This window comes from Methylobacterium sp. Leaf99 (assembly GCF_001422375.1).
Taxonomy (GTDB): Bacteria; Pseudomonadota; Alphaproteobacteria; order Rhizobiales; family Beijerinckiaceae; genus Methylobacterium.
In genome coordinates this window covers 171,808-196,934 of sequence record NZ_LMMU01000008.1, presented here as the reverse complement: position 1 = coordinate 196,934, position 25,127 = coordinate 171,808, and the positions used below count along the sequence as shown (strand labels likewise).

Annotated in this window: 20 protein-coding genes and 1 pseudogene; 12 read left to right on the top strand and 9 right to left on the bottom strand. The window is 70.0% G+C overall.

Going from position 1 to position 25,127, the window contains the following annotated elements; translation table 11 throughout:
* Window positions 1-8 precede the first annotated feature (8 nt).
* Window positions 9-1,469 (top strand): nitrogen regulation protein NR(I), encoded by a 1,461-nt coding sequence (gene ntrC, locus ASF28_RS15910; protein WP_056094677.1) that lies wholly within the window; start codon window positions 9-11, stop codon window positions 1,467-1,469.
* 64 nt (window positions 1,470-1,533) lie between these two features.
* Here ntrC and ASF28_RS15905 read toward each other — a convergent pair whose 3' ends face one another.
* Together ASF28_RS15905 and ASF28_RS15900 are read right to left on the bottom strand one after the other, a co-directional pair.
* Complete coding sequence (locus ASF28_RS15905) at window positions 1,534-1,842, bottom strand: type II toxin-antitoxin system RelE/ParE family toxin (protein WP_056094672.1); 309 nt, start codon at window positions 1,840-1,842, stop codon at window positions 1,534-1,536.
* The gene (locus ASF28_RS15900) at window positions 1,832-2,104 is read right to left on the bottom strand and encodes a type II toxin-antitoxin system ParD family antitoxin (RefSeq protein WP_056094670.1); all 273 of its coding nucleotides are present in this window, start codon (window positions 2,102-2,104) and stop codon (window positions 1,832-1,834) included. Before ASF28_RS15900 ends, ASF28_RS15905 begins: the two co-directional genes overlap by 11 nt.
* Window positions 2,105-2,400: 296 nt before the next feature.
* Between ASF28_RS15900 and ASF28_RS15895 the strand changes: the two genes are divergently transcribed.
* The 3 genes from ASF28_RS15895 to ASF28_RS23615 all read left to right on the top strand — a co-directional run bounded on the left by ASF28_RS15895 (window position 2,401) and on the right by ASF28_RS23615 (window position 4,263).
* The gene (locus ASF28_RS15895) at window positions 2,401-3,753 is read left to right on the top strand and encodes an adenylate/guanylate cyclase domain-containing protein (RefSeq protein ID WP_157085621.1); all 1,353 of its coding nucleotides are present in this window, start codon (window positions 2,401-2,403) and stop codon (window positions 3,751-3,753) included.
* 130 nt (window positions 3,754-3,883) lie between these two features.
* On the top strand, window positions 3,884-4,141 hold the full coding sequence (locus ASF28_RS15890; protein ID WP_056094667.1) for a hypothetical protein: 258 nt from the start codon (window positions 3,884-3,886) through the stop codon (window positions 4,139-4,141).
* Window positions 4,135-4,263, top strand: coding sequence for a hypothetical protein (locus tag ASF28_RS23615; protein ID WP_274533130.1), 129 nt, complete (start codon window positions 4,135-4,137; stop codon window positions 4,261-4,263). The genes ASF28_RS15890 and ASF28_RS23615 overlap by 7 nt, the downstream gene beginning before the upstream one ends.
* A gap of 100 nt (window positions 4,264-4,363) precedes the next feature.
* Here the strand turns inward: ASF28_RS23615 and oxlT are convergent, their stop codons facing one another.
* Genes oxlT through ASF28_RS15875 form a run of 3 tightly spaced genes read right to left on the bottom strand, consistent with a single transcriptional unit; the run spans window position 4,364 to window position 8,196 of the window.
* Window positions 4,364-5,638 (bottom strand): oxalate/formate MFS antiporter, encoded by a 1,275-nt coding sequence (gene oxlT, locus ASF28_RS15885; protein ID WP_056094662.1) that lies wholly within the window; start codon window positions 5,636-5,638, stop codon window positions 4,364-4,366.
* 47 nt (window positions 5,639-5,685) lie between these two features.
* The gene (locus ASF28_RS15880; protein ID WP_056094659.1) at window positions 5,686-6,558 is read right to left on the bottom strand and encodes a class I SAM-dependent methyltransferase; all 873 of its coding nucleotides are present in this window, start codon (window positions 6,556-6,558) and stop codon (window positions 5,686-5,688) included.
* Between the two features lie 39 nt (window positions 6,559-6,597).
* Complete coding sequence (locus ASF28_RS15875) at window positions 6,598-8,196, bottom strand: gamma-glutamyltransferase family protein (protein ID WP_056094656.1); 1,599 nt, start codon at window positions 8,194-8,196, stop codon at window positions 6,598-6,600.
* 131 nt (window positions 8,197-8,327) lie between these two features.
* On the opposite strand from ASF28_RS15875, the gene ASF28_RS15870 reads away from it, so the two are divergent.
* The 6 genes from ASF28_RS15870 (at window position 8,328) to ASF28_RS15845 (ending at window position 18,208) form a co-directional block, all read left to right on the top strand.
* The gene (locus ASF28_RS15870; RefSeq protein WP_056094653.1) at window positions 8,328-8,594 is read left to right on the top strand and encodes a FitA-like ribbon-helix-helix domain-containing protein; all 267 of its coding nucleotides are present in this window, start codon (window positions 8,328-8,330) and stop codon (window positions 8,592-8,594) included.
* 680 nt (window positions 8,595-9,274) lie between these two features.
* Window positions 9,275-11,575 carry a sensor histidine kinase NtrY-like gene (locus ASF28_RS15865; protein ID WP_056094651.1) on the top strand — a complete coding sequence of 767 codons (2,301 nt, stop codon included), beginning with the start codon at window positions 9,275-9,277 and terminating at the stop codon, window positions 11,573-11,575.
* Window positions 11,572-12,942: a nitrogen assimilation response regulator NtrX gene (gene ntrX, locus ASF28_RS15860; protein WP_056094648.1), complete on the top strand. Its 1,371-nt coding sequence runs from the start codon at window positions 11,572-11,574 to the stop codon at window positions 12,940-12,942. Before ASF28_RS15865 ends, ntrX begins: the two co-directional genes overlap by 4 nt.
* Before the next feature lie 181 nt (window positions 12,943-13,123).
* The gene (gene hfq / locus ASF28_RS15855; RefSeq protein ID WP_056094645.1) at window positions 13,124-13,384 is read left to right on the top strand and encodes an RNA chaperone Hfq; all 261 of its coding nucleotides are present in this window, start codon (window positions 13,124-13,126) and stop codon (window positions 13,382-13,384) included.
* A gap of 211 nt (window positions 13,385-13,595) precedes the next feature.
* Window positions 13,596-16,589: an excinuclease ABC subunit UvrA gene (gene uvrA / locus ASF28_RS15850; protein ID WP_056094642.1), complete on the top strand. Its 2,994-nt coding sequence runs from the start codon at window positions 13,596-13,598 to the stop codon at window positions 16,587-16,589.
* Between the two features lie 644 nt (window positions 16,590-17,233).
* Window positions 17,234-18,208 carry a transporter gene (locus ASF28_RS15845; protein ID WP_056094639.1) on the top strand — a complete coding sequence of 325 codons (975 nt, stop codon included), beginning with the start codon at window positions 17,234-17,236 and terminating at the stop codon, window positions 18,206-18,208.
* A gap of 166 nt (window positions 18,209-18,374) precedes the next feature.
* Here the strand turns inward: ASF28_RS15845 and hflX are convergent, their stop codons facing one another.
* Entirely contained in the window at window positions 18,375-19,787 is a 1,413-nt protein-coding gene (hflX, locus tag ASF28_RS15840; RefSeq protein ID WP_056094637.1) for a GTPase HflX, read from the bottom strand.
* Window positions 19,788-20,295: 508 nt separating this feature from the next.
* Between hflX and ASF28_RS15835 the strand changes: the two genes are divergently transcribed.
* Complete coding sequence (locus tag ASF28_RS15835; RefSeq protein ID WP_056094634.1) at window positions 20,296-22,350, top strand: methyl-accepting chemotaxis protein; 2,055 nt, start codon at window positions 20,296-20,298, stop codon at window positions 22,348-22,350.
* A gap of 109 nt (window positions 22,351-22,459) precedes the next feature.
* On the opposite strand, the gene ASF28_RS15830 is transcribed toward ASF28_RS15835, so the two are convergent.
* The gene (locus ASF28_RS15830; RefSeq protein WP_082476604.1) at window positions 22,460-23,101 is read right to left on the bottom strand and encodes a PAS domain-containing protein; all 642 of its coding nucleotides are present in this window, start codon (window positions 23,099-23,101) and stop codon (window positions 22,460-22,462) included.
* Window positions 23,102-23,265: 164 nt separating this feature from the next.
* Here ASF28_RS15830 and ASF28_RS15825 point away from each other — a divergent pair, with 164 nt between their 5' ends.
* Window positions 23,266-23,589: a hypothetical protein gene (locus tag ASF28_RS15825; RefSeq protein ID WP_056094628.1), complete on the top strand. Its 324-nt coding sequence runs from the start codon at window positions 23,266-23,268 to the stop codon at window positions 23,587-23,589.
* A 70-nt stretch (window positions 23,590-23,659) separates the two neighbouring features.
* On the opposite strand, the gene ASF28_RS15820 is transcribed toward ASF28_RS15825, so the two are convergent.
* Both ASF28_RS15820 and ASF28_RS21940 read right to left on the bottom strand, forming a co-directional pair.
* Window positions 23,660-24,613, bottom strand: coding sequence for an aliphatic sulfonate ABC transporter substrate-binding protein (locus ASF28_RS15820; RefSeq protein ID WP_056094626.1), 954 nt, complete (start codon window positions 24,611-24,613; stop codon window positions 23,660-23,662).
* Window positions 24,614-24,777: 164 nt separating this feature from the next.
* Window positions 24,778-25,046 (bottom strand): annotated as a pseudogene (locus ASF28_RS21940) (ABC transporter permease); the annotation flags it as partial.
* Window positions 25,047-25,127 lie beyond the last annotated feature (81 nt).

The following is a 25,127-nucleotide window of genomic DNA, read 5'->3' as shown; positions in this document are numbered from 1 at the left end:
GTCGCTGCATGCCCAACGGCCACATCATCGTCGCGGACGACGACGCCGCCATCCGCACCGTCCTCAATCAGGCGCTGTCGCGGGCCGGCTACGAGGTCCGCACCACAGGCAACTGCGCCACCCTCTGGCGCTGGGTCGCCGAAGGGGAGGGCGACCTCGTCATCACCGACGTGGTGATGCCCGACGAGAACGTGTTCGACCTGCTGCCCCGCATCAAGCGGGTGCGGCCGGAACTGCCGATCATCGTCATGAGCGCGCAGAACACCTTCATGACGGCGATCCGCGCCTCGGAGCGCGGGGCCTACGAGTACCTGCCCAAACCCTTCGACCTGAAGGAGCTCATCGCCATCGTCGGCCGGGCGCTGTCGCGGCCGCGCGGCACGCCGGCCCCGGGGGCGGACCCGGGCAACGAGGACATCCCGCTGGTGGGCCGCTCGCCCGCCATGCAGGAGATCTACCGGGCGCTGGCCCGCCTCATGCCCACCGATCTCACGGTGATGATCACCGGCGAATCCGGCACCGGCAAGGAGCTGGTCGCCCGCGCACTGCACGATTACGGCCGCCGCCGCACGGGGCCGTTCGTGCCCGTCAACATGGCGGCGATCCCGCGCGACCTCATCGAATCCGAACTGTTCGGCCACGAGAAGGGCGCCTTCACCGGGGCCCTGTCGCGCTCGGCCGGGCGGTTCGAGCAGGCCGAGGGCGGCACCCTGTTCCTCGACGAGATCGGCGACATGCCGATGGAGGCCCAGACCCGGCTCCTGCGCGTCCTGCAGCAGGGCGAGTACACCACCGTCGGCGGCCGGGTGCCGATCAAGACCAACGTCCGCATCATCGCGGCGACCAACAAGGACCTGCGCGTCTCGATCCAGCAGGGCATCTTTCGCGAGGATCTGTTCTTCCGGCTGAACGTCGTGCCGCTCCGGCTTCCGGCCCTGCGGGAACGGGCGGAGGACGTGCCCGACCTCATCCGGCACTTCTTCGTCCTCGTCGAGCGCGAGGGCCTGAGCCGCAAGCAGCTCGACGGCGAGGCCATGGACCGGCTCAAGCGCTACCGCTGGCCCGGCAACGTCCGCGAGCTCGAGAACCTCGTCCGGCGCCTCGCCGCCCTCTACCCGCAGGAGACCATCACGGGCCCGGTGATCGAGGCCGAGCTCGACACCCTGCCCCTCGCCCAGAGCGCACCCGCCAACGGCGCGCCGCGCAAGGGCGGGGCTGAGGGCGAGACCCTGTCGGGCGCCGTGGAGCGGCACCTGGCCGACTATTTCAGCAACTATCGCGATACCCTGCCGCCGCCGGGCCTGTACCACCGCATCCTGCGCGAGATCGAAGGCCCGCTCATCGGCGCGGCCCTCGCCGCCACGCGCGGCAACCAGATCCGCGCGGCCGAGCTCCTGGGCGTCAACCGCAACACCCTGCGCAAGAAGGTGCGGGACCTGGACCTGCAGGTGTTCCGCAACGCGCGGTGAGGGTGGGACGGGCGGGGGGGGTCGAAGGCGTGCCCCCCGCTCGCCGGTCGTGCGAATCGAAAGACTATTCCGCCTCCGACAGCAGGGCGTCGAGATCCCGTCCGCCATAGAGGATGCGACCGATCTCGACCCTGTCGCCGACGATCTGAAACACGATCGTCGCGCGCCGCTCGAAGCCCAGGGTGCGGAGGCCGGGGCGAAGATCGTCACGCCGCGTGCCGCGTTCGGGAAAATCCGCCAGCCCGAGACAGGCCGCCTCGATCCGGTCGATGTAGGCACCCGCACGCGAGATCCCTGATTCTTCGGCGATATGGCGATAGAGTTCGAAGAGGTCCGTCTCGGCCGATGGCCTGAAGCGGACGTCAATCGCCACGTTCGTCCACCTTCACCCGTTCCGCATGATGGGCACGCAGGCGGGCGAACACCTCGCTCGCAAGGCTTCCGGGTCGCGGGTCATCGAAAGCCGCGTTGATCTCCTGCCGCAGGACGGATCGGCGTTCGGCGACGGAACTCTCCCGGTCCTCCAGGAGGCGAAGGCCGGCGCGAACGACTTCGCTGGCGTTCCGGAAGCGCCCCCGCTCGATCTGCTCCTGCACGAACCCTTCGAAATGCGGCCCCAGATTGACGTCGGGCATCCTCATCCTTTCACGTCGAAGACGGACGGCCCAGCATGCCACCGACGGGCGCAGCAGGCCACCGGCGGGAGCGTCAATCGGACCGTGCATCGGACCGTGACGGCCGACACGTCACAGATCCTTGAACGACGACGGGGCGCGACGAAGCGCCCGTCGCGGATGGACCACCGGCCCGTATGCGTTCACCACAGGGCCGCCAACACCGCCGCCTTCGGCAGCGGCGCCGTGCGGCGTTGGCGCGGCAGGCCCCGTGTGGCCTAAGACCGGCCGACCCGCATCCCCTCGACCGGAGCCCCATGCCCCTGCCCGTCCGCCGCCCGACCCAAGGCGACCCCACCGTCATGCGGCTGATCCAGACCGCCTCGGGGCGTCGCTCCCTCGTGCTCCACCTCGTCATCGTGCTGGTGCTGCTGGCCACCGCCCAGGGCTTCGACGGCTCGAGCCACACGGCCAACCACTGGGTCGTGCTCGTGGTCTACGCCGTCTGTTCGGTCTGCCTCGGGCTGGTCGACTGGCGCGAGGCCCATCGCGGCCGGCGCCGGGAATACGGCGGCACCGATCCCGAAACCTCGGCCGAAACCGAATGGCTCGCCTGGACCGCGACGCTCCTGAACGCGGGCGTCGCCCTGTTCCTCGTGGTCGAGCACATGCTCGTCGGTGCGGTGACGACGGAAGAGACCGCCACGGCGGTGAGCCGGCTCCCCGCCTTCCTGCTCCTGCTCCAGACCGGGCTCAGCATGCGGGTCCTGCACACGGCCGTGTTCGCCGGGCTCGTCAGCCTCGCCTGGGGCGGCACCATCGTGCTCGCCTTCGTGCATCCGGACAGCGCGCTGCTCGGCCCCCACGTCACCCTCGACGAGGAGGTACCGGGCCTCCTCACCTTCATGGCGGCGAGCCTCGTGGTCATCGACGGGGTGCGGCGCCTGCGCTCGGCCGTGACCACCGCCCTCAGGATGGAGCGCGAGCGCTCCGCCCTGGCGCGCTTCGTGCCGCGCCGCGTGGTCGGCGAACTCGCCCGGGCGGGGGAGGGGCTGGAAGCGGTCCGGACGCGCCATGCCTGCCTGTTCGCCCTCGACCTGCGCGGGTTCTCCGCCTTCACCCGCGATCACGCCCAGGAGGAGGTGGTGCGCGCGCTCCTCGACGTCCGGGCCCTGACCCACGTGGCGGTGACGGAGCACGGCGGCATCCTCGACAAGTATGTCGGCGACGGCATCCTGGCCCAGTTCGTGGTCGGGCGTCCGCAGGCCCAGGCCCATGCGGCCCTGGCCTGCAGCCGCGCCATCGCGCAGCGCCTTGCCCTCCTCAACGACGAGCGCGCCCGGGAGGGCCGCCCGACCCTGCGGATCACCATGGCGCTCCATTGCGGGGAGGTTCTGGTCGGGGTGTTCGACGACGGCCACCGGGCCGAGTTCACGGTGCTGGGCGAAGCGATGAACACCCTGGCGCGGATCGAGGCCCGTGCGAAGTCGGAGAACCTGACCCTGACGGCCTCGGACGCCTTCCTGCGGTGTCTCGGCCCGGCGATCCGATCGGGCCTGACGCTCGCGGCGATGCCGCCCTCTTCGTGCCGCGACACCCGCGACATGACCCTCTACGCCGTGGGCTGGCCCGACGCGCCGGCCGGAGCCGCCCTCGCGCCCGTCGCCTGACGCCCTTAATCCCCGTTGCCAGGTGCGGCGCGACACGTCCTGCCGGCCGAGGGCTCCCTATATCAGTATCAGACGCAGGAGAGACGGACCGGATCGCCGGACTGTACTGCAGAGGAGCTTAAAGACCATTATGATGACCCGTATCGCCGCCGCCACCGCCGCCCTTGTCCTTGGCGCTGCTTCGATCTCGTCCGCGATGGCCTTCGACCGCCCGACCCGTTACACCGGGTTCGCCAATGACATCGAGACCACCGGCACGGTCTACGCCGCCCCGCGCAGCCGCTCGCCCCTGAACTGTCCGATGAGCTCGGCCGCCGAGGGCAATGCCAATCAGCAGAACTTCCCGGTCAAGCAGTACGGCCAGACCGCGGGCGGCAACCGTTGCTGAGCCGGTCCTTCAAGGCGGTCTCCCTGATCTGGAGGGGGTTCTCCTACGCCATGGCCATCGCCTTCATGGGCGGGCTGATCTTCACCCTCATCGGTGCGTCCCAGGCCCTGCTCGGACTTTGAGCCCGAGGCCATCGGCACCTGAAACGACGAACGGCGGGGCCTGGCGCCCCGCCGTCTCGCGTTCCCCGTCCCGAACGCCGCGTTCGGGACCGCCGGCGCCTCAAGCGAGGGCGGGCTTGCCCGCCGGCACCGGCGCGCCGCCGAGGCCGAGCCACTCGCGCCGCATGGGGCGCAGGACGAACCAGGCCAGGGCCGCCGTGACGAGGTCGAGGCCGATGGCGATGCTGAACACGGGAATCCACGAGCCCTGCGCGGCGTAGATCATCGCCGCGACGGGGCCGCCCAGCAGCGACCCGACGCCCTGGGCCATGTAGAGGAAGCCGTAATTCGTCGTGGCGTGCTTGGTGCCGAAGGTGTCGGTGAGGAGCGACGGGAACAGGGAGAAGATCTCGCCCCAGGCGAAGAACACCACGCCCGACAGCAGGGCGAAGGCGTAGGCGTTCTCGCGGAACACCAGCATCAGCGCGATGGCGACGGCCTCGGCCGCGAACGCGATGGCCATGGTCTTCTCGCGGCCGATGCGGTCGGAGACCCAGCCGAAGAACGGGCGGGTCAGGCCGTTGGTGATGCGGTCGAAGGTCAACGCGAAGGGGAGGGCGGCGAAGCCGAACACGATGGCGTCGGCGACGCCGAAATCGCGGGCGAAGGAGGCGAACTGCGCCACCACCATGAGGCCGCCCGTGGACATCATCGTCATCATCACGAACATCAGCCAGAACAGAGGCGTGCGCAGCATCTCCCGCGGCGCCGTGTCGTGGACGCAGGTGGAGAGGTTGCGGGCCGGGGCCGGCAGGGCCTCGCCGGGGCGGGGCGCCCGCAGGCCGAGGGCGGCGAGCACGCCGACGATGCCGAGGATGATGCCGAAGGTGGTCAGGGTCTCGCGGTAGCCCGAGGCCGCCATCATGTTGGTGATCGGGAAGGTGGTGAGCAGGGCGCCCATGCCGTAGCCGGCCGCGACCACGCCGACGGCGAAGCCGCGCCGGTCGGGGAACCACTTCACCATCAGGCCGACGATGCCCACGTAGACGATGCCGGTGCCGAGGCCGCAGAACAGGCCGTAGGTGGCGTAGAGGCCCCACAGGCTGTCGACGCGGGCGGCCAGCACCCAGCCGAGGCCCGACAGGGCGGCGCCGAGCGCGATCATCACCTTCGGGCTGAACCGCTCGATGAGGTAGCCCTGCACCGGGGAGAAGAACGTCTGCAGGACGATGACGAGGGTGAAGGTCACCTGGATGGCGGCGAGCGTCGCGCCCGTCGTCGCCATCAGGGGCTTGGTGAAGAGGGTCCACACGTATTGCGGACTGGAGATCGCCATCATGGCGACGAGGCCGAGGCCGAGTTGCAGCCAGCGGTGGCGAGACCTGGTCGTATCCATAATACACTCCTGAAGCGGAGTGCCCTACGCATACGCCGTGCCAGATGTCAGCGGGTGGCGGTGACGAGCCAGCAGGCGGCGGCGAGGCGCACGCGCCCGTCCACGGCACGGGTCTCGAAATCCCGCAGGACCAGGTCATAAGCGCGCTCGCGGATCGCGGGCGGCTGGTCGCGCACGAGGCGGGAGGCCGGCCCGAGATCGAGGGCGAAGCCCGCCGCCGCCTCGGCCGCCGCGCGGGCGCTTCCGGTCTCGGAGTGGCCGAGCACCAGATCCTCGTCCACGGGGGCGAAGGCGATCTCGCGAAAACCGGCGGCGGCGAGGATGGCGCGCAGGCGTTCGGCGTCCGCGAAGCGGAACGGGCCGGGCGCGTCGGGCGGGGTCGGCTCGGGCTCCGGCACGAGGGCGCGGATGAGGCCGAGGGGTTCGGCGATCCAGGCGTTCTCCGTCAGGGGCCGCCAGCACAGGCATGTCAGCCGGCCCTCCGGCCGCAGGGCGCGGCGGAGGTTGGCGAAGGCGGTGGTGGAATCGTCGAAGAACATGATCCCGAAGCGCGAGATCAGATGCGCGAACGCGCCGTCCGCGAAGGCATGCGTCTGCGCGTCGGCCTCGACGATGTCGATGCGGGCGCCGCCCGGCGGACGGTCCGCCGCCCGCCGGGCGGTGACGGCGAGGAGGGGCGCCGAGACGTCGGCGGCGGTGACGCGGCCGGACGGGCCGACGGCGTCGGCGGCCCGCAGGGTCGTGGCACCGGCGCCGCAGCCGACATCGAGCACGGCGTCGCCGGGACGAAGGGCGGCCCGGGCGAACAGGCGCTCGGTGAGCGGCGTGAACACCCGGTCGAAGGTCGCCTGATGGCGCGCCCAGCGCGCGCCCGCATCGCCGTTCCAATAGTCGCTCTGAGTCTGGTCGGATGCGGCCACGTGCTCTTCCTTCGGGCGCGAAAAGCGCCGTGCCTACGTCTACAGCCCTTCCGACCCGCCGTCCGAGCGCGGATCGTGCACCGCCTCGATGCGGCCGTTGCCGGGGTGGCGCACCAGCATGCCGGCGTGGCCCAGCGAATCGATGTAGGCGCCGCCGAGTTCCTCCACCGCGTGGCCCATGGAGCGGAGTGCGGCGATGCAGGCGGGATCGAACCGGTCCTCGACCTTCACCGTAAGGGATTCCGCCCCCCAGGTCCGGCCGTAGAGCAGGCGCGGCGCATCGACGGCGGCGGCCGGGTCCATGCCGTAATCGGCGTAGCGGGCGAAGATCTGGGCCTGGAACTGGGGCTGGCCGTCGCCGCCCATGGAGCCGTAGGCCATCACCCGGCCGTCGTCGAAGGCGGCCAGCGCCGGAATCAGGGTGTGGAACGGGCGCCGGCCGGGCTCCAGGGGGTTCACCGCATCCGTGTCGAGGGAGAACGAGGTGCCGCGGTTCTGCCAGTGGATGCCGGTCTTCGGCAGCACCACGCCGGAGCCGTACTCCCAGTAGATCGACTGGATGTAGGAGACGGCGACTCCGTCCTTGTCGATGGCCCCCATCCACACGGTGTCGCCCTCGCCGGGATTGCGCAGGGGCAGGGTGGCGGCCCGGCGCAGGTCGATGGCGGCGGCCTCGCGGTCGAGGCGGGCGGCGTCGAGGAAACTGTCGGGATCGACGGTGAGCCGGTCGAAGTCGGTGACGATGGAATCGCGGATGGCGAAGGCGCGCTTCGTCGCCTCGATGAGCCCGTGATAATGCGCCGTGGTCTCGGGCCGGGTGATCTTGAGCCGGTCGAAGATCCCGAGGATCAGCAGGGCGGCGATGCCTTGAGTCGGCGGCGGGAAATTGTAGAGCGTGGCATCGCGCCGGCGCAGGGTCAGGGGCTTGCGCTCGCGCGGGGCGTAGGCCTCGAGATCGGCCCGGGTCACCGGCGACCCGAGGTCGGCGAGGTCGGCGGCGATCTCGCGGCCGAGGTCGCCCCGGTAGAAGTCGTCGAGGCCGGCATGGGCGAGCTGGGCCAGGGTGTCGGCCAGGGCCGGCAGGCGGCGGATGGCCCCCGCCGCATACGGCTTGCCGTCATCGAGGAACGTCTTCGAGAAGTTCGGCTGGTCGTGGAGGGTGTCGATCTCCTTGGGGACGTAGCGGGCCTCCGAGGGCGAGACCGCGACGCCGTCGCGGGCGTGTCGGATCGCGTCCGCCAGCAGGGTCTCCAGGGGCAGGCGCCCGCCGAGGGCCTTGGCGAGATCGAGGGCCAGCGCCCAGCCGCCGATGGCGCCGGCGACCGTCAGCGCCGCGTCGGCGCCCCGCGACGGCAGCACGTCGTAGCCCTTGCTCCGGTAGCGCGGAATCGTGGCGTGGGACCCGGCCGGGCCGCACGCCTCGATGCCGCGCACACGGCCCCCGCGCTCGCGCACGAGCCAGAACCCGTCGCCGCCGATGCCGTTCATGTGCGGGTAGACCACCGCGATGGTCGCCGCCATGGCCGCCATGGCCTCGATGGCGTTGCCGCCCTGCGCGAGGACGTGCTGGCCGGCGCGCGCCGCAAGCTGGTGGGGCGCGGCCACGGCGGCGGTCGCGAAGACGGGTGTGTCGGGCATGGGGGTCTCTGGGATGGGATGGTGCGAGGATAATGTATTTTCGACGCGGGTCGATGGCCGGACGGAAGGCAGGGTTCGTGCCTCGCCCGATCCCCCTTGCTCGATCCGCCACCGTCGTCGAGACTGCGCCAATGCCGCCGCGTGCCACTCAGGACAGCCTCACGATCCGCAACCTCGATCCGGGGTTGAAGGAACGGTTGCGCGTGCGCGCCGTCCGAAACGGTCAGTCCATGCAGGCGGAAGCCCGCCGCATCCTGCAGGACGCCCTCGACGAGCCGGGCGAACGCCAACCCGGCAATCTCTACGAGCGCATCCGGGCCCGGTTCGTGGCCCTGGGGGGCGTCGATTGGGGAATACCGGCGCGAGAGCCGGTACGCCATCCTCCGCGGTTGGTGTGAAACGGGACGGAGTCCCCTTCGCAGGCGCTCGTTCGTCACCTATCGCGCCGGAAGCACGGCTCCCCTGTCCTGGAAGGCAGGGCGATTGCAGATGATGGTCGCGGTCTGAAGCCGCCGCCGAAGGGCGTCGTCGAAGAAGTGGAGTTTCCGGTGCGCATCCCCTCGCCGGAAGAGGCTCCTCCGACGCAGCCCCCTCACCTTCGCTGCGGCTTCGCCTTCGCTCGCCGCAGGCACGACGGGGTGCCTGCGGCCCTCTCCCCGCAAGCGGGGAGAGGGGGATGCGCGCAGACGCACTGCACGAAGGGGCAAGGGCCGATCCAAACGCATGCCCCCCTCTGCGATTGCCCTCTCCTGGAAGGAGAGGGCGGGGGTGAGGTGTGCGAATTCTCCGGAGAATCCATCACCCTCACCCCAACCCTCTCCCAAACAGGAGATGCGGCCCGTCGCGCCCTGCACCGATACATCGTGGCATTCGAGAACCGACGGCACGCCGATTGGGCAGCCGCATCGCCCTCGCGGGGACGGGCCTCCGAGACCGGTGTCGAATGTCCCACTTCCCTGTTTCCGCGTCCGCCCCGACCCAATCCGTATTAATTTCGCCACACTGTTGTGGCGATGCATCACGCATGGTGTGGCTGCGGCGTTTCAAGGCATCGAGGGGTTCCAGGGAGGCGTCCGGCATGGCCGGAGCGTCGTCGGAAGCGGACGCAGAGGCAGGCCCGCTGAAGCCTTCGCCGCGCGGGCCGGGCTGGGTCGGGGCCCTGGTGGTGATCACCGCCCTGGTCTCGGCCATCGCCACCTTCCTGATCCTGGCCGGTGTGATCCGGGTGACGCCGACGCCCACCGTCGGGCTGACCCTGCTCGGCATCAACGTCGTCCTCGTCCTCGGCCTCATCGTCATCATCGCCTGGGAGGCGCGGGTCTTCCTGCACGCGCGGCGCACCAACGCGGCGGTGGCCCGGCTCCACACCCGCATCGTCGGCCTGTTCTCCCTCATCGCCATCCTGCCCACCGTGCTGCTCGCCGTGGTGGCGGCGGTGACCATCGACCGGGGCCTGTCGCTCGGCTTCACCGACCGGGTCCGCGACGTGGTGCTGAAATCCGTCGAGGTCGCCGACGCCTATCAGGAGAACCAGTGCCAGAGCCTCGCCCGCGAGATCCGGATCCTCGCCGACGACCTCACCCGGGCGCGGCCGAACTTCGACGTGAACCGGCAATGGTTCGAGAGCTTCCTCACCACCCGGGCCACGGCCCTGGGCCTGCCCGTCGCCGAGATCATGCGCGGCCCCGACACCGTGGTGGCCCGTGCCCAGATCGAGGCCCTGAAGGACCGGCGCCTGCCCTCGGCCGCCGCCTTCGAGGACGCGGCCAAATCCACCGATCCCATCTGCCTCGTGCCGAGCGAGGGCCGGATCTTCGCCGCCCTGTTCCGCATGACCGCCTATGACGGCGCCGTGCTCCTGGTCCAGCGCGAGGTGAGCCAGCTCGCCATCGAGTTCCCCGGCGTGTCGCGGGCGGCGGCGGCCGAGTACCTCACCTACGATTCCCTCAAGCGCTCGATCCAGATCAGCTTCGCCTCGGTCTTCGTGCTCATCGCCCTCATCGCCCTGCTCTCGGCGGTGTGGTTCGGGCTGAACTTCGCCAACCGCTTCGTGGCCCCCATCCGCCGGCTCATCAATGCCGCCGATCAGGTCGCGTCGGGCAATTTCTACGCCCAGGTTCCGGCCCGGAAGAGCGACGGCGACCTCGCGCACCTGTCCGAGAGCTTCAACAAGATGACCCAGGAGCTCAGGCGCCAGCACGACGGCCTGACGGCGGCGAGCGACCTCATCGACCGGCGCCGGCGCTTCACCGAGGCGGTGCTGTCGGGCGTCTCGCCCGGCGTCATCGGGGTCGATGCGGGCGGGCGCGTCACCATCGCCAACCCGTCCGTCGAGCGCACCCTCGGGCTGACGGCGGAAGCCATCGTCGGCCAGCCCCTGATCCAGGCGGTGCCCGAGCTGGCGCCCCTGTTCCCCGAGGGCGGGGAGGGGCGCCAGCGCGCCCTGCAGCAGCAGATCCAGCTCACCCGCGACGGCCGCGAGCGCACGGTCACGGTCCGGGTCACGAGCGAGCAGGCGCAGGGCGGCGCCCGCGGCTTCGTGGTGACGCTGGACGACATCACCGACCTCGTCTCGGCCCAGCGCACCTCGGCCTGGGCCGATGTCGCCCGCCGCATCGCCCACGAGATCAAGAACCCGCTCACCCCGATCCAGCTCTCGGCCGAGCGCATCCGGCGCAAATACGGAAAAGTGATCGTCGCGGACAAGGACGTGTTCGATCAGTGCACGGCGACGATCATCCGCCAGGTCGACGAGATCAAGCGCATGGTCGACGAGTTCTCGTCCTTCGCCCGGATGCCGAAACCCGCCATTGCCCAGAACGATCTCAGCGAGATCACGCGGCAGAACTTGTTCATGATGCGGGTGGCGCACCCGGACATGGACTTCACCTTTGCGGAAGCCGGCGAGGACAAGGTGTTTGCCGCCTTCGACATCCGCCTGCTGTCCCAGGCCATCACCAACATCCTCAAGAACGCCGTCGAGGCGGTGCAGGCGGTGCCGGAAGCCGAGCTCGGAAAGGGTAGGGTCGACGTGCGTCTCGTCCTGGAGGAGGGCTTCGCCGTCATCGAAGTCACGGACAACGGCAAGGGATTTCCCGCCGAGGGGCGCCAGCGCCTGCTCGAGCCCTATATGACCACCCGCGAGGGCGGGACGGGTCTCGGCCTCGCCATCGTCAGCAAGGTGCTCGAAGAGCACGGTGGCGGGATCGAGCTGAACGACAACCCCGAGGGACGGGGCGGACGCGTGCGGATGCGCGTGCCGCAAGTTCCACCGGAGAAAGCCCCCCCGGGGCACACGACGCCGGAGGGCAAACCCTCCGCGCAGGATGAGAAGGGCGCCGCGCGGACGGCCCCCCCAATCGCGGAGATGCAGTCATGAGCGCCGATATCCTGATCGTCGACGACGAGGCCGACATCCGCGACCTCGTCGCCGGCATCCTCGACGACGAAGGCCACCGCACCCGCACGGCCGGCGGCTCCGACGAGGCCCTGGCCGCCATCGAGTCGCGCCGGCCCCACCTCGTCTTCCTCGACATCTGGCTGCAGGGCTCGCGCCTCGACGGGCTGCAGGTGCTGGACCAGATCAAGGCCGGCCACCCGGACCTGCCCGTGGTGATGATCTCGGGCCACGGCAACATCGAGACGGCGGTGGCGGCCATCAAGGCGGGCGCCTACGACTTCATCGAGAAGCCGTTCAAGGCCGACCGGCTCATCCTGGTGGCCGAGCGCGCCCTCGAAGCCTCCCGCCTCAAGCGCGAGGTCCGCGACCTCAAGACCCGCTCGGGGCAGGCGAGCCGCCTCGTCGGCGCGTCGGTGGTGTGCAACCAGCTGCGCCAGACCGTGGAGCGCGTGGCGCCCACCAACGCCCGGGTGATGATTCTGGGCGCCCCCGGCTCCGGCAAGGAGCTCTCGGCCCGCACCCTGCACGCCACCTCGACCCGGGCCAACGGTCCGTTCGTCGTCATCAACGCCGCCACCATCACCCCCGACACCATGGAGGCCGAGCTGTTCGGCGTCGAGGCGGGGGAGGGGCGGGTGCGCCGGGTCGGCGCCCTGGAGGAGGCCCATGGCGGCTCCCTCTACATCGACGAGGTCGCCGACATGCCGCGCGAGACCCAGAACCGCATCCTGCGGGTCCTGGTCGACCAGAACTTCCAGCGCGTCGGCGGCACCACCCGGGTCCACGTCGATGTCCGCATCATCTCGTCGTCGTCGCGCGACCTCGCCGAGGAGATCGCCGCCGGCCGTTTCCGCGAGGACCTGTTCCACCGCCTGTCCGTGGTGCCGATCCGGGTGCCGGCCCTGTCCGAGCGCCGCGAGGACGTGCCCGAGCTGATCGCGTTCTTCATGGAGCAGATCTCGGGCGCCACCGGCCTGCCGCGCCGGCGCATCGCCGAGGACGCCATGGCGGTGCTGCAGTCGCACGACTGGCCCGGCAACGTCCGCCAGCTGCGCAACAACGTCGAGCGCCTGATGATCCTCACCCACACGGACCCGGAGCAGGAGGTCACCTCCGAGATGCTGCCCACCGAGATCGGCGCCCTGGTGCCGACGACGCCCAACGGGTCGGGCGGCGAGAAGCTCATGAGTCTCGCCCTGCGCGAGGCCCGCGAGATCTTCGAGCGCGAGTACCTCGTGGCGCAGATCGCCCGGTTCTCGGGCAACATCTCCCGCACGGCCGAGTTCATCGGCATGGAGCGCTCGGCCCTGCACCGGAAACTCAAGTCCCTCGGCATCGGCCCCTGAGCTCCGGACGACGGCGGGACGTGTGGAGATGGACTTGCATCGCAGCGCCGATGCACGTGTAATGGGCTGCGCGTATTCCGGGACACGCCGATGTCAAATCGCGCGGTCCCGTACAACGCGCACCCAACTGATGAGAACCCGTCATGTGCGGCGGGCGGCAGTTTGAGCAAGGATAAGAACAATGGCGGGCGAACGCGCTCAGAATCTGCAGGACACGTTCCTGAACCACGTTCGCAAGAACAAGATCCCGCTCACCATCTTCCTCGTCAACGGCGTCAAGCTTCAGGGCGTCGTCACCTGGTTCGATAATTTCTGCGTGCTCCTGCGTCGGGACGGCCATTCGCAGCTCGTTTACAAGCACGCCATCTCGACCATCATGCCGGGCCATCCCGTACAGCTGTTCGAGCCGGACGAGACCGCGCCGGAGAAGGCCATCGCCTGAACCGGGACGCACGGCCCCCTCCGGGGGCCGGTCCGGGTCGCCGCAAAACTGCACATCCCTTCGGGAGACCGAGCGCCGCACCTTGCCCACGGGGCCCCGGCGCCCGACATGCGTTCTGTTCCGGGCGTACCGTTCCTTGGGTGCCGTTCCTTGGGTACCGTTCCCCCTCGGACGCATGACGCCCGCGGCGACCCGACTTCGAAGAGACCCCATGGCCAAAGCCAAAGCCTCCGCCCGGCAAGCGCGTGTCGAGAAGCAAGCGCAGTCGGACAAGATCGAGGCTGATATCGAGAAGCTGTTCGACGGGGCCCGGGACGCGCGGGTCATCTCCGTGCGCGGCGCCCGCGAGCACAACCTCAAGAACGTCGACCTGACGATCCCGCGCGACCGCCTCGTGGTGTTCACCGGCCTCTCGGGCTCGGGCAAGTCGTCGCTGGCCTTCGACACCATCTACGCGGAAGGCCAGCGCCGCTACGTCGAATCGCTCTCGGCCTATGCCCGCCAGTTCCTCGAGATGATGTCGAAGCCCGACGTCGATCAGATCGACGGGCTCTCGCCGGCCATCTCCATCGAGCAGAAGACCACCTCGAAGAATCCGCGCTCCACCGTCGGCACGGTGACGGAGATCTACGACTACATGCGCCTACTGTGGGCGCGGGTCGGCATCCCGTACTCGCCGGCGACGGGCCTGCCCATCGAGAGCCAGACCGTGAGCCAGATGGTCGACCGGGTCCTGGCCCTGCCGGAGAAGAGCCGGCTCTACCTGCTCGCGCCCGTGGTGCGCGGCCGCAAGGGTGAGTACCGCAAGGAGATCGCCGAGTTCCAGAAGAAGGGGTTTCAGCGCCTGCGCGTCGACGGCGAGTACTGCGCCATCGACGACGTGCCGGTCCTCGACAAGAAGGTGAAGCACGACATCGACGTGGTGGTGGACCGCATCGTCGTGCGGGCCGACATCGCCGCCCGGCTGGCCGATTCGTTCGAGACCGCCCTGGAGCTCGCCGACGGCATCGCCCTCATCGAGTTCGCCGACACCCCCGAGGGCGAGCCGGCGCGGGAAAAGATCACGTTCTCGTCGCGCTTCGCCTGCCCGGTCTCGGGCTTCACCATCGCGGAGATCGAGCCGCGCCTGTTCTCGTTCAACAACCCGTTCGGCGCCTGCCCGACCTGCGGCGGCATCGGCCACGAGATGCGCATCGACCCCGAACTCGTGATCTCGGACCCCAAGCTCAGCCTCAAGCGCGGCGCCGTCGGCCCCTGGGCGAAATCGACCTCGCCGTATTACGGCCAGACCCTCGACGCCCTCGCCAGGCATTACGGCTTCAAGACGGGCGTCGCCTGGAGCGACCTGCCGGCCTCGGCGCACAAGGTGATCCTCTACGGTTCGGAGCGGGATTCGATCCGCTTCGCCTACAACGACGGCCTGCGCGCCTACGAGGTGAACAAGCCGTTCGAGGGCGTGATCCCCAACCTGGAGCGCCGCTACAAGGAGACCGAGAGCGACACGTCGCGCGAGGAGATCGCGCGGTTCATGAGTGCCACGCCGTGCGCCACCTGCGACGGCAAGCGCCTCAAGCTCGAGGCGCTCTGCGTGAAGATCGCCATGCAGGATGTCGGCGAGATCACGGGTTTGTCCGTGCGCGAGGCCCACCGCTGGTTCTCGGAGCTGCCCGAGAAGCTCACGGACAAGCAGAACGAGATCGCGTTCCGCATCCTCAAGGAGATCCGCGACCGGCTCACCTTCCTGGTCGATGTCGGCCTGGACTACCTCACCCTGGCGCGGGGCTCGGGCTCCCTGTCCGGCGGCGAGAGCCAGCGCATCCGGCTGGCCTCGCAGATCGGCTCGGGACTCACCGGCGTGCTCTACGTCCTCGACGAGCCCTCCATCGGCCTGCACCAGCGCGACAACGAGCGCCTGCTCGGCACCCTCAAGCGCCTGCGCGACCTCGGCAACTCGGTCATCGTCGTCGAGCACGACGAGGACGCGATCCTGCAGGCCGACTACGTCGTCGACGTCGGCCCCGGCGCCGGCATCCACGGCGGCCGGATCATCGCCCAGGGCACGCCCGCGGAGGTGCTGAAGAACCCCGCCTCGCTCACCGCCAAGTACCTCACCGGCGAGATGAGCGTGCGGGTACCCACCGCTCGGCGCAAGCCGAAGAAGGGCAAGCTCAGCCTCGTTGGCGCCCGCGGCAACAACCTCAAGAACGTCTCGGTGGAGATTCCCCTCGGCACCTTCACCTGCGTCTCGGGGGTGTCGGGCGGCGGCAAGTCCACCCTCATCATCGACACGCTCTACAAGTCTGTGGCCAAGACCCTCAACGGCGCCCTGGAGCACCCGGCCCCGTTCGAGCGCCTCGACGGCCTGGAACACCTCGACAAGGTCATCGACATCGACCAGTCGCCCATCGGCCGCACGCCGCGCTCGAATCCCGCCACCTATACCGGGGCCTTCACGCCGATCCGCGACTGGTTCGCCGGCCTGCCCGAGGCCAAGGCCCGCGGCTACCAGGCCGGGCGGTTCTCGTTCAACGTCAAGGGCGGGCGCTGCGAGGCCTGCTCGGGCGACGGCGTCATCAAGATCGAGATGCACTTCCTGCCCGACGTCTACGTCACCTGCGACGTGTGCAAGGGCCGCCGCTACGACCGCGAGACCCTGGAGGTGAAGTACCGCGACCGCTCCATCGCCGACGTCCTCGACATGACCGTGGAGGAGGCCGCCGACCTGTTCAAGGCGGTGCCGACCATCCGGGAGAAGATGGAGACCCTGGCCCGCGTCGGCCTCGGCTACGTCAAGGTCGGCCAGCAGGCCACCACGCTCTCGGGCGGCGAGGCCCAGCGGGTGAAGCTGTCGAAGGAGCTGTCGAAGCGCGCCACCGGCCGCACCCTCTACATCCTCGACGAGCCGACCACGGGCCTGCACTTCCACGACGTCGCCAAGCTCATGGAGGTGCTCCACGAGCTCGTCGACCAGGGCAACACCGTGGTGGTGATCGAGCACAACCTCGAGGTCATCAAGACCGCCGACTGGGTCATCGACATGGGGCCGGAGGGCGGCGACGGCGGCGGTATGGTGGTGGCCGAGGGCACGCCCGAGCAGATCGCCCTGTCGAAGAAGAGCCATACCGGCCGCTTCCTGCGCGACGTGCTCGCCCGCCGGCCGCCCGCGCCCGTCGTCGTTCCGAAGGGCCGCAAGGCCGCCGGTTAGAGTGCCTCACAAAACTCCCGATCCCCGACGGTTCTCGCTCTGCGACCAACGGGCAGCGGGAGTTTTGTGAGAGACACCTAGGACACCGTCGCGACGACCGGACCGCCGGCTCGCCGCGGAAGGACGCGTTTCCCGGACTGATTCGGGGTGGGGCAGGCGGCGCCGGGCGATGATTCGCAGGGTGCGCAAGGCCTCTCGGCGGCCGACGTCCGTCCCGCGCCGCGGGACCGACCCGGGGGCCGGCGGGCAGAAGGTTAACGTTTGCGCAATCGCCGAGGGCGGATTTCCGCTTTCTCCCGAACCCTGCGGTCGCGGCAAACGCTTACGCCGTCAGCGATATCGTTCCGGTTCGGTGATCCGGCGCGTTCGGTGCCGCGCCGCAAAGGTTAACAAACCCCGGTGTTGCACCGCGGCCGAAATGCGGCTTTTACGCAACGGTCAGTTTGGAACTGCCCCGTTTCAGTGCAATGCGCTGTCCTTCCGGGCCGAGCTGTAGAATAGTTCCCCTCGTTGAGACACGAATTCGGGCCGCAAGGGGGGCCTTCCAAGCCAACGGGAACACGCCGCTCGAAAAGCGGCGGACCGGCAGAATGGTGCGGAAGGCTACGCGGCGCCCGCCTGAAATCCTTGGGAAGGACAGACACATGATGAAGAACTGGCTCGCCGCCGGAGCGGTGGCGCTTTCGGTCGGCATGTCCGCCACCGCCGCCTTCGCCCAGACGACCACGGTTCCCGGTGAGCAGGTCGGCCTCGCCACCGGCGCCCCGCTGCCCGAGGGCATCTACGCCCTCAACACCTTCGTCTACCGCAGCAACGAGAACACCGGCCCCGGCTCGGTCGACGTCGGCGTCAACGTCCCCGTGCTCGTCTGGTCGACCCCGTTCGTGCCGTTCGGCGGCCGCGTCGAGCTCCTCGTCGCTCCCCCGACCGTGTTCGCCTTCGGCAAGAACGGTGGCCCGCAGGGCGCCCGTGATCTGTCCATCAACGTCGGCACCTTCGTCGGCGGCATCTGGGCCTTCGATCTCGGCAACAACTTCGGCGTCAGCTTGCTCGGCGGTGTCTACCTCAACGAGCTCAATGCCGGCCGCGGCGTCCTCGTCAACAACAACGGCAACTTCGCCGGTGCTCCCGTGCTCGGCCAGCTCGCCTCCAACACCTACCGCATGGGCGTCGCCGCCAGCTACACCGGCGACGGCTACAACCTGACCGCCAACCTGACCGCGAACATCTACGATTCGCCGGCCTCGTTCGGTGGCACCAACACGGTGGGCTTCGGCAACACCCGCGGTCCGTTCATCATCTCCGACTCGCTCAACCTCGACCTGACCGCGACCAAGAAGTTCGGCAAGTTCGAGATCGGCGCCATCGGCTACGGCACCATGAACTTCGACATCAGCGCTGCCAGCCTCGCCGCCGGCAACCGCGGCAACTTCTCGGTCGGTGGTCTCATCGGCTACGACTTCGGACCCGTCACCGCCCAGGCCTACGTCGCCACCACGGTCGTCAACTCTGTGCGCCGCGCCGACACGGTCGAAGGCTGGTTCCGCCTGATCGTTCCGCTGTACTCGCCCACCGCCGTCGCGGCCGCTCCGGTGTCCCCGGTCATCCGCAAGTACTGAGTGGTCCGCAGGGACTGATCCGGTTGCCGCGGACCTCCGGGTCCGCGGGCCTCGGAACGCAAAAAGCCGTTCCTCCTTCGGGAGGGACGGCTTTTTGTTGTGCCGGGAACCGGACGGTGTCCCGTCGTTGCGGAGAGGGGCCTGCCCCCCCGCTTCCTCGGTCCGCCTATCCGACCCGGTTCAGCCGGCGCGCGCCCGCGAAGCGGTTGAGGAAGCGCGGCTCCTTCTCGGGGGCGATGCGGAAGGCGAGGTGCATGGTGCCGCCCTCTTCTTCGCGCCGGTCCAAAACCTCGCCGTTCTCGTAGAGCCAGTGCAGGGACGCCCCGTCCTCGGGCGGCAGCACCACCGCGAAGGTCGAGCGCTGGCGGGCGATGCGGGCCTCGATCCGGCTCGTCAGCGCCGCAAGGCCCTCGCCGGTGAGGGCCGAGACGAGGACCGGCGCGTCGCTGTCCCGGTCCGTGCGCCCCTGGGCGCTGAGGTTGAGCAGGCGGGTGCGCTCGTCCGCGTCGAGGAGGTCGGCCTTGTTCCAGACCTCGATGATCCGGGTGGCGGAGGTCTCGATGCCGAGTTCGCGCAGGACGGCGCCGACATCCTCGGCCTGGGCCTCGCTGTCGCCGTGCGAGACGTCGCGGACGTGGAGCAGGATGTCGGCCTCGATGACGTCCTCCAACGTGGCCCGGAAGGCCGCGATGAGGGAGGTCGGCAGTTCGGAGATGAAGCCCACGGTGTCCGAGAGGATCACGGTCTCGCCGTGGGGCAGCTTGGTCGCCCGCGCCGTCGGGTCGAGGGTGGCGAACAGCATGTCCTGCGCCATCACCTGGGCCTTGGTCAGGGCGTTGAACAGCGTCGACTTGCCGGCGTTGGTGTAGCCGACCAGCGCCACGATGGGGTACGGCACCCGGGCCCGGCCCTGGCGGTGCAGGCCGCGCGTGCGGGTGACGCCGTCGAGCTCGCGCTCGATCTTCGTCATCCGCTCCTGGATCATGCGCCGGTCGGCCTCGATCTGGGTCTCGCCGGGGCCGCCGAGGAAGCCGAAGCCGCCGCGCTGGCGCTCGAGGTGGGTCCAGGACCGCACGAGACGGCTGCGCTGGTAGGCCAGGTGCGCGTGCTCGACCTGGAGCGTGCCCTCGCGGGTCGAGGCGCGGCGACCGAAGATCTCGAGGATGAGGCCGGTGCGGTCGATGACCTTGCAGCCGAACTCCTTCTCGAGGTTGCGCTGCTGCACCGGCGAGAGGGCGCAGTCCATCACCACGAGGCCGATCTCGCGCGCCTTGATCACGCCGGCGAGTTCCTCGACCCGGCCCTTGCCGAGATAGGTCGAGGGCCGGATGCGCTGCACCGGGGCGAAGATCGCCTCGACCACGTCGAGCTCGATGGCGGCGGCGAGGCCCGAGGCCTCGTCGAGGCGGGCCTCGTTGGACCGGAGGATCTCGGCGCTGTGGACGCCCCCGGCGCTGCGCTGGGCCACCCGGCCGAGATACGGCCCGACCACGAGGGTGTGGGTCGCGGCCGCGATGTCGCCTTCGGGGGCGGCCATCGCCTGGAGCCGGGCTTCGCCGGGCGTCATGGTTTCCGTCATCGCGTGCGTGTCAGACCCTTTTTCGTGATCTTCCGACATTGGGCCTTGGACCACCCCAGACAAGGGCGTGGGGTGCTGTTCCGGCGAATCGCCGGCGCAATGGGTGCGCGGGACGACGCCGTCGCCCGGCGCGAGGGCCGTCGCGCCGGTCCGTCGTGCCTCCGGCGGTCCGAGGTTTTCCGCCGCGGTCCGGTCCGTCCCGACGGGCGAGCCGTCCCGACGCGCCGCCGACGCGCCGCGGAAGAGCGAGCCGGCGCCGCACGACAGCGATGCACGGGAGAACAGATATCCCGGTCGCACCGGCGGTCGCCACACCGTCCGGGAAGATACCACCACGCGGATCGCCATCCGATCCTGCGTCGTCGTGGAGGTCGTCCCGATCACGCAACAGATCCGCCCATGAAATCATCATCGGTGCGGAAAAACCAGGCATGCATTCGCTGGGAAAGACCACGTTTACGGATCTCCATGACTAAGGAAACCTGACGTTCCAGGAAAGCTCTTCTCGATGCTCGCCAGTTTCTTCCAATCCCTCCGCGGTCGCATCCTCCTCGTCGCCCTGGCACCGTGCCTCGCCTTCGCGGTCGTGGCGGGCCTGGCGATTTCCGGGCGGATGACCGAGCGCGCCCACATGGTCGCGGTGGAAAACCTCCTCGGACTCGCCGGCCAGGTCGGCGGATTCGTCCACGAGGCCCAGCGCGAACGCGGCGCCTCCAGCCTGTTCCTCGCCTCGAAGGGCACCCGGTTCCGGACGGAACTCGACGCCCAGCGCACCCGCACGGATGCGAGCCGGGCCCGCCTGATGGAGACCTATGCGGCGATGGAGCCGGCCTCGGCCGGCGGCAGCCTCGCCGGTCGCGGCGCGGCCCTCACCGCCGCCCTCGACGGCCTCGGCGCCCATCGCCGGGCCGTGGACGGCCTCGCGCCGACGCCCGCCCAGAACCTCGCCACCTATTCGGACATGATCGCCAGGGCCCTCGACCTCGTGCGGGAGATGTCGCAGGTGGCCGCCGACGCCGCCCTGAGCACCCGGGTCGCGACCTACGCGTCGTTCCTGTCCCTGAAGGAGCTCGCGGGCCAGGAGCGGGCCACTGGGGCCGGCATCATCGGTGCGGGCCAGGTCGATCTGCCGGGCTTCTCCCGCCTGCTGGCCCTCGGCGCCGGCCAGGCGACCTACGAATCCCTGTTCCGCCTCGCGGCCGACCCGGCCCAGGCGGCGCTCCTCGACGCCGCGGCGGCGAGCCCGGCGGCCCGCGAGGTCGAGCGCCTGCGCGGCCTCGTACTGGCGACGATCCCCGGCCAGCCTTTGGGCTTCACCGACGCGCCGGCCTGGTTCACCGCCGCGACCCAGCGCATCGACGCCCTGAAGGGCATCGAGGATCGCCTGACCGGCGACCTCGCCGCGGCCGCGGCCGCGGCGCGGTCCGACGCGGAACGCGGCGCGACCCTGTGGCTCGGCGCCAGCCTCGCGACCCTCGCCCTGTCCTGCCTCGTCGCCTTCGGCTTCGGCACCGCCATCGCCCGGCCGCTGAGCCGGATCGCCGACGCCCTCACGGCCATCGGACGCGGCGCGGCATCCGGCCCGCTCCCCGTCGGGGGCCCCCGCGAGGTCCGGGCCATCGCGGCGGCGGCGGCCGAGTTCCGCGACAGCCTGGCCGAGGGCCAGCGCATCCGGGCCGAAGCCGAGCGATTCACCGCGAGCACGGCGGCCGAGCGGCGCGACGCGATGCTCGCCCTCGCGGACGGGTTCGAGGCCCGGGCCGGCGGCATCGTCGAGGCGGTGTCGGCGGCCTCGACCCAGCTCGAGGCCGCGGCCTACGCCCTGTCGCAGGCCGCCAGCGACACGTCCCGCCTGAGCGGCGCCGTGGCCAGCACCTCGCAGACCGCGGCGCTCAGCGCCGATACGGTGGCGGCGGCGACGGAGGAACTCAGCGCCTCCGTGCGCGAGATCGGTTCGCGGGTCGAGACCTCCGCCACGGTGGCGGCCCAGGCCGAGCGCGACACCGCCCGCATGAGCGAGGACGTGCGCCGCCTCGCGGCGGCGGCGGGCAGCATCGGCGAGATCGTCGGCCTCATCTCCAGCATCGCCGGCCAGACCAACCTGCTCGCCCTCAACGCCACCATTGAGGCGGCCCGCGCCGGCGAGGCGGGCCGCGGCTTCGCCGTGGTCGCGGCGGAGGTGAAGGAGCTCGCCAACCAGACCACACGGGCGACCGACGAGATCGCCGCCAAGGTCGCCGAGATCACCACCTCCACGGCGGCTTCGGTGGAGACCATCGGCGGCATCGCCGGGGTGATCCACCGCCTCAGCATCCTGTCGCAGGACATCGCCGCGGCGGTCCAGCAGCAGGACGCCGCCACCCGGGAGATCGCCCGTACCACAATCCACACCTCGGAGGGCACCCGCCAGGTCTCGACCCACATCGCCGACGTCAGCGCAGCTGCGGACTCCGCCCGCGCGGGCTCGGATCAGGTCCTCACCGCCGCCAGCGACCTCGCCCGCCAGGCCTCGGCCCTGCGCGGGGAAGTCGACGGGTTCCTCGCCACCGTGCGGGCGGCGTAAGGAGAACCTCCCCGACGTGCCCCCCCGTTGACGGCCCCCGCTTCGAAGCGGAGGCGGTGCACGGCCCCTCGAGGCCAATCCGGTCCGGTGAACTCTCACCGGACCGGGATCAGTTCGTGACGCCCGGACGTTCGAGGGCGGCGATCCCCGAGAGCCTCCGTCCGATCTCCAGGAGGAGCATGTCGCTCATCTGATGGAGCACCGATGGCGGGAGCTCGTAGATGGCTTGGCGGACGGCGAGGCAGTGCTCGGCCGCGCGTTCCAACGGGGTGTTTGAAACCGAGGTCGCTGTGTGAATGCAGGCGGCTTCATCGCGCTTCATCTGGGTGATGTCGATGAGAATGCCGTTGCCGCGGGTCGGACGTCCCGCGCGATCGTGATCGATGCGGCCGCGATCCAGGATCCAGCGGATCACGCCGTCGGCGGAACACACCCGGTACTCCAGAACGCAAGAGAGGCCGTCCTCCGCACTTTGGGCGATGGTACGGGCGGCCCGCTCGCGATCCTCGGGATGAATGCCCTCCAGGAACGCGCTCAAGGGGGCGCCCATCTCCGCCACCATGGGGTCGAGGTTGAACACCAGGGCCGCGAGCGTATCCGCGTAGACCCGGTCATTGGGCACGTCATACTCCCATCGGCCAATTACATCGGAAGCATCGATGGCGTCCTGCAACAGGACCTGAGCAGCCGCCGCTGCCGGTGACACGCGTTGCCCCATTTGGCCCCCTAAACCCATCCGAATGAACGTCATTTGATAGCTATCGGATTAAGAAGTCACCGAACAGCGCTCACTGCCGTCCGGGTCATGTGCCCGACTGGCATAATACATTGTACATGTCTGCATGAGATCGTACGGTGATTGGAACTGATGTTTCCCTGGTACGAGCGGCTGTCGATCCACTGCGGAGGCCTGCGATGGGTCGCAAGTTGACACGCGAGGATGAACGATCCTCACCGGCAGACCCCGATGCGGATCGGCAGGGCGCCCATGACCGGCTCCAGCGCAGGCGGCAGCTCCTCGACGAGATCGCAGAGCAACTCGGGATTACCGCCACGCAATTGTGCGGGCAGCCTGCCCCCTCGGGCGCGGTCGAATCTGCCCGCGACGGTTCGCGGCCGAGCGAACTCGTCGTGAGCCAGCAATGCGCCGACCTGATCGAAGCCTTCATCCGCATCCGGGACCCGGAGGACCGCCTCCGCTGCCTTCAATTCGTCCGCGACACCGCCTCGGCGAAGTAGCCGGCCCGGTCCGACCGGAGACCGGACCATCCAAAGGACGACCGCCTCACCACCCGGGGCGCCATGTGCCCTACCGGTTCGGCGGCTGCCAGAGGCCGAGGGCCGAAGTATCGACGGCGCGCGGCAGCAGGCCTCCGGCCCGGAACGCGTCGGCGATCTTCTGCTGCTCGCCCAGGCCCTCCCGCGTGACCGCCTCGACCCGGTAGCTGCGGCGCGCGTTCGCCCGCACGATCACCTCCGCCTCGATTTTCCAGAGGGGGGCCAGGCGGGCGGCGGCGGCCTCCGGCTCGGCCTTCACCCAGGTGCCCGTCTCGGCGAGCTTGGCGAACAGCACGGCCAGCACGTCCGGCTGCTGGGCCACATACGCGTCGGAGGCGAGGTAGTAGCGCGTGTAGAAGGAAAGCCCGGCGCCGTCGCGCAGGACCCGCGCGCCCGATTGCTGGCGGGCCGCCGACAGGAACGGGTCCCACGCCACCCAGGCCTCGACGCCGCCGCTCGCCAGCGCCGCACGGCCATCCGCGGGCGTGAGGTAGGCGGGGGTGATGGCCTTGAACGACAGGCCGCCCTCGGCGAGGGCCGCCAGCAGCAGGTAGTGGCTGCCCGCGCCCTTGGTCACGGCGACCCGCTTGCCCTTCAGGTCGGCCACCGATTTCAGGGGTGAATCGCCCGGCACCAGGATCGCCTGGGCTTCCGGCGAGGGCGCCTCCTGGGCGATGTAGCTGATCTTGGCCCCCGCCGCCTGGGCGAAGATCGGGACCGTGTCGGCGACATCCGCCGAGACGTCGATCTGGCCGGCGTTGAGCGCCTCCATGATGGGAAGGCCACTGGTGAACTCGTGCCAGGACACGGTCACGCCCGAGGGCTTGAGGGCATTCTCCAGGCCGGCATCCTGGCGCAGGAGGGCGACGAGGGTCGAGGAACGCTGGTAGCCGATGCGGAGGATCTTCTCGGCCGCCTCGGCGCTCGGCACGCTGCCGAGGAGGAAGGCCGCAAGGGCCAGAGCGGTCTTGATGGAACGGTGCATGGGGGAGAGGGGCCTGTGGGAGAGGGGCATGGCGGGCCTTGGCGACGGGACGTGGCGACGCCGCCCGTCCATTGGGGAGAGGGGCGGCGGCCGATACCAGGTGGATAGCAGATCGAGCCCGGGACCGGCAGCGGGCCCGGCCCGCGCCGGTCCGGTGTGCGGGGTCAGGCCGTATGGCCCAGGATCTCCGGTACCTCCCGGCGCAGGCGACCCGAAGCGGTGATCAGCCCCGAGCACCTGAGCGCCATGATGAGCGCCCGTACCGGTTGGCGTAGGCGGCCCAGCCCTGTGCCCGTTGAAGGGACCAGCCGAGGCCAGATTTTGCGCGGCGCATCTCGGCCGCCACGAGGACGGCGAAGGAGCCGCCGAGGCCCACGAACACCCCGACGAAGACGTGCGGGAAGGCCGCCGGGATCACGACCTCGCGGATGAGTCAGCATCGCGGAGAACCGCAGAATCGTCCGGCCCCGACTGTAACGCGCCTCGGCCTGGGGCTTCCCGACGCCACGCGGGG